Consider the following 12,572-nt stretch of genomic DNA (forward strand, 5'->3'; position numbering starts at 1 on the left):
CTGAAAAGTCAGTAAGAGGATGAAAAATGCTGTGTAATGGTCCTAGATTATTTCGTTAAGATGATGTTTCCATCTGGCATAGGCTTCTAAATATTGTTCCTGTTTTTCGTGTTCGGGCTCTATCACCGCTATTTTTTCGAGTGAAGAGAATGCTTCTCTGGAATCTGAATAAAATCCTATTCCCATTCCGGCAGCTCTTGCTGCTCCTACCGCTCCATCGGTATCATAAAGTTCAATAACCGCGTTGCTGACACTGGATAGCGACTGGCGAAAAATCGAACTTAAAAACATATTGGCATTTCCGGCACGGATCACCTGGATATCCATGCCTATATTTCTCATGATATCCATTCCATATTCGTAAGAGAATACAATACCTTCCTGTGCTGCCCGAAGAATATCGCCTTTTGAATGGATATTGAAGTTTATTCCGTGAATTGAACAGCTTGTATCCTTATTTTCCAGCACTCTTTCAGCTCCGTTTCCAAAAGGAATAATGCTTAACCCTTTAGATCCGATGGGTGAAAGTGAAGCCATATCATTCATATCACCATACGAAGAAAGCGAAGTTGCAAAATTGTGCTTCAGCCAGGAATTTAAAATTCCGGTTCCGTTGATACACAGTAAAACCCCAAGCCTGATCTGTTCCGGTGTGTAATTGACATGGGCAAATGTATTAACCCTTGATAATTTATCATATTCCAGCTGGTCCAGCACTCCATAAACCACTCCTGAAGTTCCTGCTGTAGAGGCAATTTCTCCAGGGTTAAAGACATTCAGGGAAAGCGCATTGTTGGGCTGGTCTCCTGCTCTGTAAGAAATAGGTGTACCTTCCTTTAAGCCTAATTCTTCTGATGCTGCCTTTGAAACTGTTGCCTGAATACCAAATGTAGGTACAATTTCCGGGAAGAAACTTTCAGGAATTCCATAGTGGTTAATAATATCTTCTGAAATGCAGTTATTCTTAAAATCCCAGAATATTCCTTCTGATAAACCTTCAATGGTCATTCCTATCTGCCCTGAAAGTCTCATGGCAATATAGTCTCCGGGAAGCATTATTTTATCTATCTTTTCAAAGATCTCAGGTTCGTTTTCTTTTACCCATGCAAGTTTTGAGGCGGTAAAATTTCCCGGTGAATTCAACAGATGTGAAAGACATTTTTCTTCTCCTATGGTTTTGAAAGCCTTTTCACCATAAGGTACAGCACGGCTGTCGCACCAGATAATGGATGGTCTTAAAAGGTTCTGATCTTTGTCTACAAGAATCAACCCATGCATCTGCCAGGTAATCCCGATTCCTTTAATATCTTCTGCATGTACTCCGGATTCATGCATGACAGCTTCGTGTGCCAACTTCAGATTGATCCACCAGTCTACCGGATTTTGCTCTGCCCATCCGGGATTTATAGCAGTGATTTTCATCTCTTTTTTGGGAGAAAATTCAGAAGCAATCACTTTTCCGCTGGACGCCTCAATGAGACACACTTTCACAGAAGAACTGCCAATGTCATAGCCTAGTAAGTACATAATTTTTTAAAGGAATTATTTTATAAGTTTTGTATTGTTTTTCTTGTAAATCTTTGCATCAAACCTGTAATATCTTGCTGCACGGTGTGATACATCTTTTTGAATTTCATCCAAGGGAACAATATAGGGGAATGAAGATATTTTTTTATGGAAATTTTTGATATCAATATTCTTTTCATTTAAAGCGCTATAGAGCTGATAGAGCTGTCTTATGGTGAATCTTTTTGGCAGCAGTTCGAAAATAATGGAGAAGTCAGATTCAATCCATTTTCTGATCTCCATTAAAGATTCATTGATAATCTTGTTATGATCAAAAGGCAGTAAAGGAACCTCATCAACAGGATACCAGTCTACAGTTTCATATTTTGTACTGTTGATCTTGTGATCTATTTTACAAAGAGAAAGGTAAGCAACTGTAATAATCCTGTCTATATGATGTTTATATTCCTGATCCATCCATTTGATATCATGCGCATTGCTTGCTCTCATAGGATCGGCAAAGCATTTAAACTGCTTGAGAACCATTTTTTTTATCCCTGTAAGTTCATGAAGTACTCTTTGTGCAGCATCGTCTACATCTTCATCACTGAAAATTAAGCTTCCTGGAAGTTTGATCTGTTTTTCCAACGGTACATCATCAACATGGCGTTGTACTAGTAATATATTCAACCGGTTTTCATGGTCAAATCCAAATACAACACAATCTACAGAGACATAGGTATGGATAAAGTTCTGATTCATTAGTTCGTTAACATTTTGGTAACATTACAAATATAAAAATTCATCTGAATAAAAAAATAAATCCGCTATTATCTACTGCTTATCAATGATTTACATATCGAATTTTTATGATATGAATTGTATAAAAAATATGATAAGGTTATCATTGTTTTTACACTTACTTATTTCATAAGATATGAATTCACAATCAATTGCAATTTTAAAATACTCTTAAAAAGATTATTTTTTTCCGATTAAATATTATGATAAGAAGAGTTAATTTTTTTTTCATTTTGCACGAAAAAAAAATGTAAAAAGCACACTTTTCATTATTAAAAAAGAGGTAAATCTTCATTTTGGATTACCATTTTTTACACTCTAACTACAAATAATTACGAAACAATTAACTTAAACAACAATTTAATATCATTATGCAAACATGAAAAAGTGGTATATAAGCAACGTGTTTATTTGAAAATTTCATGAATAAAGGTAAAAAAACTGTACATGTTTAACTTGTCCAGTTTTCTTAGGAAAAGCTTCCTTCAATGTTTTTCCAGGGTTTTAGGGATAAATTCCAAGCTCATTTCTGGATCAGATAAACCAAAGATCTTTTGTAATCCTGAAAACATGGCAATGTCTCTATCCAACCATATAAGCAATTTCTTTCATATGATAGCAGATAAAAAGGTTAGAAGTCTTGGATATTCTTATAATATAAAAAAACCTCCCGTGTCAATAGGGAGGTTAAAGTTCAAAATGAATTATAAGTAGAGTGATGTGGTGTTAAACAAGTTTTCTCTTCAAAACTTCTTTTAGTATTAACAATGCCTGTGCCATATACATCACCGTTTAAAGAAATCTCTATTTTTGTGGTACATTTTGATATCATTAACTTGAATCAAATTTTATATCATTTTTCTTCAGTACTTATCTATTTTTCTAAAACAGTCTGTTATGCAATGATCTCAAAGCTTCTACCTTAAAAGCTGAAGGAACTAATAATGAAATATTATTTTCACTTCCTCCGTAGGAGATCATTCTTATTGGAATATGTTTTACTGCTTCAGAGACAATAGTTGCATATCCGTGATTATTTTTCCTGAAATCCCCCACAATACATATAATAGATTGCTCACTGTCAATTTCAACAGCTGAAAAGGTGTTTAGTTCTCTTATAATTTCAGAAAGATTTTCCGTTTGGTCAATGGTTAGGGAAACAGCGACTTCAGAAGTTGTAATCATATCTATAGGTGTTTTGTATCGTTCAAAAATTTCAAAAACCTTTCTCAAAAAACCATAGGCCATCAGCATACGTGAAGATTGAATACGGATAGCCGTGATTCCATCTTTAGCAGCTATTGCCACAATTTGATTTTGATTGGTAGCCTCTCCAGAAATCAATGTTCCGACGGCAGATGGATTCATGGTATCTAATAACCTTACAGGAACATTATATTTTCTGGCAGGAAACACACTTTGTGGATGAAGGATTTTAGCGCCAAAATACGAAAGTTCGGCTGCTTCATCAAAACTAAGTCTCGCTATAGATTTTGTATTTTGTACATATCTCGGGTCATTATTATGAAAACCATCAATATCTGTCCAGATTTGAATTTCTTCTGTCTGTAATGCTGCTCCCAGCAAGGAAGCGGTATAATCAGAACCTCCCCTTTGCAGATTATCAATTTCGCCCTGAGCATTTCTGCATATATACCCTTGGGTAATGAATAAAGTATCTTCCGGATATTTTGCAATTTCAACAGCTGCCTGTTTTCTTATTTCATCAATATTAGGTTCTTTGTCTTCATCAATTACCATAAAATCTAATGCTGATAATAATACAGAAGAAACTTCTTTTTCTTTTAAGTATAAATGAAAAAGGGTCGTTGAAATAATCTCACCTTGCGCAAGAATAATACGTTCTGCTGTAGAAGAAAAATTTTTATGTTTGAACTGATAAAAAAGATCAAAAATCTTGTCAATAAAAGCTAAAGCTTCCAAAATTCCTTTTTCAGTTTTAAATAATTCATTTACAAATTTTATATATTTCTGCTGTAGGCCATCAATATGCTTGTAGGCCGCTTCAATATCTTTGTTTTCATAGAGCTCAGATAATTTCACCAAATCATTTGTTGTACCTGAAACAGCTGACAAAACCACCAAATGTTTATCTGATTGCTGAGATCTGATTATTGGTAATAACTGTTCGATACGTTCCGGACTTCCTACTGACGTCCCTCCAAATTTCAATACTTTCATAATAAGATTAATTGTTAATTTTTATCAATAAAAAAAGGAGCCTGTCGTGATGACAAGCTCCTTTTTTATTTAATTTCTAACCAATAGGAAAATGACTCACGACGTTGGACGTAAGTACTGTTTCTTTCCTTTTTTTAAGTTAGATAATATCATTTTCTTTTTTTGCTGGGCAAATATACACTTTTTTGTTAATCTTTATAAAAAAAGTACGAGTTAAATTTAAAATTCTTATCATGAGTTTTCAGATAGGAACAATAAAACGCAAGCAATTTCATTATGTTCTATTTTTAACCAGAAACGCTGCAATTCTCTACAAATTTTTCAAACTTCCGATCGGTATTTCTCATTACGGGGCCATGACCAAAACAGATGATAGCAGGGTTAAGTGTTGCCAATTTCTTGAGCGATTGGACATTTCGCCTTTGATCTGATGTAAATATATTGGGTGGGAGCCTCAAACCAACTGCTGTGGTAAGCAAATTCATATTTGTGGCCACATCTCCGATGATCAATACTCCATCCCGCTCACGGAATAAAGAAATATGACCTGCAGAATGGCCAGGGGTCTCTATTACCCGAAAATCTCCAATGATATCATTTTCAACAATTGTCTGCTTTACTTTATGTCCCTGCCCTGCCCAGTACTTTTGCTGTAGCTTTGCTATCCAATGCTGTGGAGTTGGATAGTCGTTGGTTACCATACCTGTTTCAGTTCTAAAAACTTCGTTAGGATGACAGAGTAATGGTATTTCAAACTCAGCACAAATCTGATCACTACAACCCTGATGATCTGCATGAGCGTGAGTCAGTATATGCTGATAAACGGGAATTTTCTGGACAGCTTTCTTTACAGAGCGATATGAACTCCGTATTCCGGAATCTACCAATACACCCTCAATAATATAGCAATTGATGCTATTTCGTGGCATTAATGAAATCTGAAATACTTCGGGAGCAATTTGACGTAGCATATTTTTTTGTACAAATCTACAGTGCTACCTAAGATAACATAAGGACATTTGTCCTATAATATATTGGGTCTGTGTATTTGTCCCTTCGCCCGTGTAAGCGATCTCTGGGTGATGCCCAGGTAAGATGCCAGATCCTGGGTTGCAACTCGTTTTACGAGTATAGGTTCGTTAGTGAGAATATAACTATATTTATCCAAAGCCGACCTATTATTATAATTAATCATATAGCTTTCTTTTTGGCTATACTCAAGTTCCATCACTGATTTTATAACTTCGTTCCAAGCAGTCACGTGGGTAAGCAACTGTTGATAATCCGGGAAATTAATTCTATAAATTATACTATCTTCTATAGCCCTGATGCTCCTTATTGATTTCTTCTGTTGTACAAACTCCTGAAAAGAGGTAACAAACTCATTCTCAAATTTGAAACACGTTACATTTTCTTTACCATCCTTATCAAGAGCATATGCTTTTACTCCACCACAAACAATAAATCCAATATAACGGCATGATTCGTCTTCACGAATAAAAAAGTCTCCTTTTTTTAAACGAATCGGTTTAAAAAACTGTAAAGAAAAGTTGATTTCCTCAGTTGATAATTGTCCTGTTGATGATAAGTAATTTTCCAATACATTACTCATTTCTATTATTTATATTTACTATTGTTATTAAAATTCTATGAATTACATGTCCAATCCATTGGGCAAGTATTATGTCCGGTATTATTAAAATTGGCTTTTATATTTTCCTGAAATTTAGTAGTCATGGAAAATAAATGAAAGCTAAAGTGTTGACTCATAAAAATACTAATCCGGTAATTGAACTCACCATTAGATGTCATGTGCATTTCCATTGCTGATATCTATGATTTTTTTGAGATTTTTCTCTCCTCTCGTTCCAATCGTACAGAAATCTCAGTTTATTTTATAAAGATACACTTCTTTTAATTAAAAAAAACAGACCATAGACGTGCATCCTAATGTTAAAATATCATTATAACGGTAATGGTAAGTTCAGTAATTAATTGAGGACTAATACTTAAACTATCGAAGTGAGTCTGAACCTATTTCTTGTTTCTGCATTAAAGTGTTTGAGTACTCGTTTTGGTCACAAAAAACCAAATTGCGCCAACTAAAGACAGCTGGCGCAGTTTTTTTAATAAATACATCTTAATTGAATGTTAATCTTCAAAATTCTAACTAAAAAAAAATTTTACTTAAATCTCAAATTCAGAGAGATGATATCAGATTTCATTCCTACGGATTTTGTATAATGTCCGTATCTGATTTCTAACATATTCAGCCTTTCAACACCAAATAAACCATTCTTCGGACTGATTCTTATTCCCGCTCCGTAAAAATTACTGCTGAATTTTGACATATCATAATTACTGGTATAAAAGTCATCAAAAGCCGTGTGTTGCTGATATGGTGCAAAATATTTGGCTGCAGTCTGAGAATAATACCTGTAAAATGGAGTTACCGAAACAAAAGGTGAAATTTTCACAGGCGTTTCTAAACTGAATGTATTTGATTTCAAGCCCCAATCATCAGTGTAATAACGATAATAAGTTCTCAAAATGACTTTGTCGCCGAGGAAATAATTTGCTCTTACTCCCAAAGGAATTTTAAACCGTCTATCCGGCAAAGTTTCCTGATGGACGGAATTATCATTGAAATAAACCCTATGGAAAGGTAAACTTAAATATCCTGTCTGCTGAACACCATCCGCCAACAATTCAACCTGAAAGTTCTGATTGATAATTTGTGAATATGATAGTGACAAAGCATAAGTATTTCTTCCGCTTGTCCCATAGTTATCATGTTCTCCTCCTGTACTTCCATTGGTTCTCAGTTCAATCGGCGCAATCAGTTTTACCTGATCCAGATAAGCCTGGAATTTCGCCGTAAACTCTCCCATTCTGTTCTTTGTCTTTTGTGAAAACCCAATGTTTGCTCCGTACGATGTGTAATCAAACTCGAAGGAAGTAGAAATACCAGCCATTAAAGTGGTTCCTTTATCCGTATTTTCACGGCTCCAACTCAATGCAGGATAAATTCTGTTGTCTGCGTGGGAAGCGGATGAATTGGCTTTCAAATCTATCATATCCGACGAAGCAGAAGTATAATGATCGATCCCGACACTGAGATCGAATTTATTTTTTCTGTCCTTCTTGTCATATTTTACCATGGTTACATCGATGGTATTGGAAATATCGGTCAGTTTTTCTGTACCAATTCCTCCCGTAACAGCAGAGTTATTCCCGTTTTGTTTATAATAGCTTGAAACTAAATTAACTTCATCAAAAGTCAGCTTTTTAGGCTGCTCATTGTTTGTATTTTCCTGTGCTTTTGCATTGAAAATTCCGAAAAGAGCAATAACACTTACGATTATTTTTTTCATTCTTGAATCACAATTAAATTTTACGATTACTCTTTTTAATTACATCCGCAACCGCCACCTACTTTTCCTGCATTCGCACCTGAAGATCCTTCTCTGTACGATTGAAAGCTCAGTTCGGTTTTTTCAATTTTTCTGTTTCCAAGAGCCATTTCGGCATCGTTTAATTTGTTTTTCTCGTACTCTTTTACCGTTGTACAAGACTGTACTGAAGCAACTGTGATTAGTAAGAAGCCGAATATTTTTATAAGGTTTTTCATTTTAGATTAATGTTTTGAGATGAATAAATTTTGTCCTGATCATCAATAATGATGCATTCCAGATGGTTGATCTGGTTGATCATATGGAGGGCCGCATCAATTCCCATAATACTTACCGGAGTTGCCATTGCATCTGCAATTTCTGCGTTAGGACAAAAGATCGTAACACTTTTTACGCCCGAAACAGGCATTCCCGTTTTGGGATTGATGGTATGAGAATATTTTTTACCGTTGATAACGACGAATTTTTCATAATTTCCCGAAGTTGCAACCGCCATATCTGTAATATTCATATAAGAAAACGGCTGTTTTGCGTTATCAGGATCGGCAATTCCCACAGTCCAGGGCTTTCCGTCTGCCTGATTTCCCCAGGTCGTTAAATCTCCTGAAGCATTTACAATTCCGGAAGTGACACCTCTGTTTTGAAGCATCTGTTTTGCCATTTCAGCAGCATACCCCTTACCGATTCCTCCAAAGCCAATCCGCATGCCTTTTTCTTTTAGCAGAACAGTTTGCTCTTCGCGGTTAAGAATAATATTCTGATAATTTACTAGTTTCAGATGATCTTTAATCAGTTCAGGATTCGGAAGCTCTCTCATTTCCTTGTCGAAATTCCAGAAACTTTTATCGATTCCACCATAGGAAATATCGAAATATCCGTCTGTTATTCTGCTGATTCTAAGGCTTCTTTCAATCAGGTCAAAAATCTCCCAATCCACTTTTACAGGCGTGATTCCGGCATTTCTATTGATGAGATTGGTCTGGCTTTCCTCACTGAATGTCGTCAAGAGCTTTTCAATTCTCCGAATCTCGTTAATCGCTGCATCGATATGCTGATTTGCCAACTTTTCATCATCGCTTACAACAGTAATTTCAAAAGCGTTCCCCATTAGTTTCTGAGGTCTTTTGAATTCTCTTACCATACTTTTTATTTTTGATTTTCTTTTATACTTTTTATCTCTTTGCTGAAAGCCAGCGCATCTTCCGAAGGCAGTCCTTCCCAGCTTTTCAGGACTTTTCCTTCAGAATTCAATAACAATGTATAAGGAAATAATCCTTTTTGATTGTATTGATCGGCAAGCGAAGCATTTTCTTTTTTCAGTTCAGAGGAAAGCTGATTCTTTTTATTTCTTGGAAAATCTGCATTGATATAAACGATGAAATTTTCCGACTCCAGCTTTTTAAATTCATCAGTTTCTATGATATTTTTGTGAAGTTTGATGCACGGAATACACCAGTCTGAACCTGAAAAATTCAATAAGATAAGTTCTTTATTTTGGGAAGCTTGTTTTTTGGCATTTTCCAAACGGCTTTGCGCATGAATGCCAATAGCGAATACAACCATTAATATGGCTGAAAATAGTGTTTTCATTATTATAAAATTAATGATATAAAATAATTGATGATGTTGGTCTGTGAGCACAAACCAAATTGAGACTGAATTATATAAAAGAAACCCTTGGTGGTTCCCATACGGAATTCAGAAATCCTTTATAACAAAGATCTTCATCTTTTGATGGGATTTTATGACATTCTAAAGAACTGAAATGATATGGTCCCGTTTCAAAACTGAATCCCTGATTTATCGTAAAAACCAATGACAAAGGGGCAGAATGTATGATAAACGGAAGTTTCTGATCTTTACCGTAATCTCCATCTTTCACAGGATGATCATAATGTGTTTTTAGAAATGCGGTAAGTGTCATATCCGGATTCAATTCTTTATGTTCGAAATAATGCTCGACCAATTCCGGGATTTTCAAAAGCTGATACAATTCGGTTGTGGAAACCAAATATAAAAATAACAACAATATGGAAATCAACTTTTTCACTATTCAAAATTATGAAATATTTTATTACAAATATTTTTATCTTCTTCCCAAATATCTTTTCATCAACTTATAAAGCTCAAACCACAAAACTGAAATAGCAGCAACAATCAATGTCATTCCCAATTCTTTTGCTTCAAGCGGAGTTACACTAAAGAATGCTGATACCGGCTTTACATAAAGAATAAAAAGCAATAATACAAGAACCAACACGGAAATTCCTGTCAATAAAAAGTTACGATTTTTAAAACTTTCAAAAATACTATAATAGAAAGACCTGTTTACCAGACTGAGTAATATATTAGAAAATATTAAAGTACTGAAAACCAATGATCTAGTTTTAGATTCATCATTCCCCAGACCAAGAGAATACTGATATATCCACAGTATTCCTGCCGTAATGATGATCCCCTGAATAATGCTTATTGTGAGCTCTCTCCAGTTCAGAAAAGTATCTGTCAATGCCCTCGGAGGCCTTTGCATCGCATTTTTTTCCATTGGTTCATTCTCATAAACAATGGAACACGTCGGCCCCATAACCAGTTCCAGAAAAATCACATGCACCGGAGTAAAAATATGGGGAAATACCCAACCCAAAAACAAAGGTAAAGAAACAGTGAGTATAATAGGAATATGAATAGAAATAATATACTGGACCGCTTTTTTTATATTGGCATAAATTCTTCTTCCTGCAGCAACCCCAATTACGAGTTTATCCAGATCATCATTGGTGATGACCAGTGCTGCGGCTGATTTGGCAATTTCAGTCCCTTTATTTCCCATGGCCACTCCAATATGAGCTGCCTTTAAAGCTGGCCCGTCATTCACACCATCTCCCAGCATTGCCACTACGTGGCCTTGAGCTTTCAAGGCAGAAACCACTTCGAGCTTTGCTTCAGGAAACATTCTTGTAAACAAAGTGGTATCTTCTGAAACTTTTATAAGCTCTGTTTGTGAATACCCTGCTATTTCACTTCCATTAACAGGCAGAGTCTTGTTTTCTATTCCTGCCTGCAATGCAATAGCTCTTGTAGTATCTGCATTATCTCCTGTAATGACTTTTACTTTAATACCGGCATCATAGATATGTTTAAAAACTTCTTTTATTCCTTTTTTAGGAGGGTCATAAAATACAGTCAGACCTAAAAAGTCAAATTTAAAATCCTGCTGCTTGTCAGGGAAATCATTTCCTTCAAAATGAGATCTGGCAACACCGAGAACTCTGTATCCCTGTTCTCCGAAATTCTTTATTAACGTTCTTATTTTATTTTTTTCTTCTTCTGAAAGACTGGAAACACTTATAATGGCTTCCGGAGCTCCTTTAGCTGCTATAATTCTGTCTTTTTGCTCATTTTCAAAAAGATGGGTCATCATCGGCGGTTTACCTTCCAACGGGTACTCATGAAACAGCTGATAGTCTTTTCTTTGATCAGGCTTACGATTCTGTTCATAGACCTTATGTAGTGTTATTTCCATGGGGTCAAAAGGTACAGGTTCACTACTCCACATCGCATAATCAATGAGTTCATGCAGCACTGTTGTCTCAAACTCTGTTTCTTCATAAGTTCTGTCAGAACGGTAATCATATAGATGTTTCAATTGCATGGAGTTTTCCGTAATCGTTCCTGTCTTATCAGTACAGATTACAGAAACGCTTCCCAGCGTTTCTACAATACTGCTTCGTTTAATAATAATTCCTTCCCGCATCAGTTTCCATGCGCCCAAGGCCATAAAGGTCGTAAAGGCTACAGGAATTTCTTCAGGAAGAACAGACATTGCTAATGTAAGCCCACTCAATAAACTGGTCACAAAATCTCCTGTTTTGACAAAGCTGAAGATGCATACTGCCAGGAAGATGATGAGCCCGATAACAGCCATCCCCTTTACAAAGTTCCTGATCTGAAGCTGTAAAGGAGATATTTCTGTTTTTATATTGAGTATGGACTGTCCTATTTTTCCTACTCTTGTTTCCTTTCCAATATTTTCAACCTCAAAAACCGCAAGTCCGGAAACTGTAATTGTTCCGCTATAGACTTTATTATCTTCAGATTTGCTGTCCTTGAAAACAGAAAAGCTCTCTCCGGTAAGGGAAGATTCGTTGACAGAAAAATCGTTGCTATGAACAATTCTTCCGTCCGCATTGATGAGGTTTCCTTCTTCGGTAATACACAGATCACCAACTGCTATTTCAAAAGTGGGAATATCTATAATCTTTGAATTCCTAATTACCTTACTTAAGGGTTCATTCAATTTTTCAAGTTCTTCCAGTGCCTTTTTGCTCCGGTTATCCTGATAAAAAGAAATTGCAGTAACTCCAACAATAGCAGCAAACATAAATAAAGCCTCGCCATAATCTCCTGTAAGCACATAAATGAAGGAAACACAGATAAGAAGAATCAGCATCGGTTCTTTAAGGATGTTGAGAAGAAGATCTGCCCATGATTCTTTCTTAACCGCTTCGAGACGGTTATATCCGTATTTTTTTCTGGAAGCGGCTACTTCAGATTCTGTAAGCCCTTTCAAATTTTCCGGTATATTGTAATTCATACGAAATGGATATGATATTAAATTTACTGATTGTTTTGTTATATCAGGGTACTATT

At 35.5% G+C, this 12,572-nt stretch carries 11 protein-coding genes; all 11 read right to left on the minus strand.

Going from position 1 to position 12,572, the window contains the following annotated elements; genetic code table 11:
- Positions 1-42: 42 nt before the first annotated feature.
- Positions 43-1,527 carry a xylulokinase gene (locus KBP46_RS04025; RefSeq protein ID WP_110009769.1) on the minus strand — a complete coding sequence of 495 codons (1,485 nt, stop codon included), beginning with the start codon at positions 1,525-1,527 and terminating at the stop codon, positions 43-45.
- Between the two features lie 15 nt (positions 1,528-1,542).
- Complete coding sequence (locus KBP46_RS04030) at positions 1,543-2,268, minus strand: NUDIX domain-containing protein (RefSeq protein ID WP_062669895.1); 726 nt, start codon at positions 2,266-2,268, stop codon at positions 1,543-1,545.
- A gap of 921 nt (positions 2,269-3,189) precedes the next feature.
- Positions 3,190-4,509 carry an aspartate kinase gene (locus tag KBP46_RS04035; RefSeq protein ID WP_062669897.1) on the minus strand — a complete coding sequence of 440 codons (1,320 nt, stop codon included), beginning with the start codon at positions 4,507-4,509 and terminating at the stop codon, positions 3,190-3,192.
- 287 nt (positions 4,510-4,796) lie between these two features.
- The gene (locus tag KBP46_RS04040) at positions 4,797-5,480 is read right to left on the minus strand and encodes an MBL fold metallo-hydrolase (protein WP_062669899.1); all 684 of its coding nucleotides are present in this window, start codon (positions 5,478-5,480) and stop codon (positions 4,797-4,799) included.
- Between the two features lie 53 nt (positions 5,481-5,533).
- Positions 5,534-6,121: a Crp/Fnr family transcriptional regulator gene (locus tag KBP46_RS04045; protein ID WP_216444701.1), complete on the minus strand. Its 588-nt coding sequence runs from the start codon at positions 6,119-6,121 to the stop codon at positions 5,534-5,536.
- 571 nt (positions 6,122-6,692) lie between these two features.
- On the minus strand, positions 6,693-7,883 hold the full coding sequence (locus tag KBP46_RS04050) for a DUF3570 domain-containing protein (protein WP_216444702.1): 1,191 nt from the start codon (positions 7,881-7,883) through the stop codon (positions 6,693-6,695).
- 35 nt (positions 7,884-7,918) lie between these two features.
- Positions 7,919-8,140, minus strand: a complete 222-nt coding sequence (locus tag KBP46_RS04055) for a DUF4266 domain-containing protein (RefSeq protein ID WP_062669905.1) — start codon at positions 8,138-8,140, stop codon at positions 7,919-7,921.
- Positions 8,137-9,063 carry an FAD:protein FMN transferase gene (locus KBP46_RS04060; protein WP_216444703.1) on the minus strand — a complete coding sequence of 309 codons (927 nt, stop codon included), beginning with the start codon at positions 9,061-9,063 and terminating at the stop codon, positions 8,137-8,139. Before KBP46_RS04060 ends, KBP46_RS04055 begins: the two co-directional genes overlap by 4 nt.
- Positions 9,064-9,068: 5 nt before the next feature.
- On the minus strand, positions 9,069-9,512 hold the full coding sequence (locus tag KBP46_RS04065) for a thioredoxin family protein (RefSeq protein ID WP_120230997.1): 444 nt from the start codon (positions 9,510-9,512) through the stop codon (positions 9,069-9,071).
- A 70-nt stretch (positions 9,513-9,582) separates the two neighbouring features.
- Positions 9,583-9,972, minus strand: coding sequence for a hypothetical protein (locus KBP46_RS04070; protein ID WP_062669911.1), 390 nt, complete (start codon positions 9,970-9,972; stop codon positions 9,583-9,585).
- A gap of 36 nt (positions 9,973-10,008) precedes the next feature.
- A complete protein-coding gene (locus tag KBP46_RS04075) occupies positions 10,009-12,516 on the minus strand; it encodes a cation-translocating P-type ATPase (protein ID WP_216444704.1) in 2,508 nt (835 codons plus the stop codon).
- Positions 12,517-12,572 lie beyond the last annotated feature (56 nt).

Source organism: Chryseobacterium sp. PCH239, from assembly GCF_018924625.1.
GTDB lineage: Bacteria > Bacteroidota > Bacteroidia > Flavobacteriales > Weeksellaceae > Chryseobacterium > Chryseobacterium cucumeris.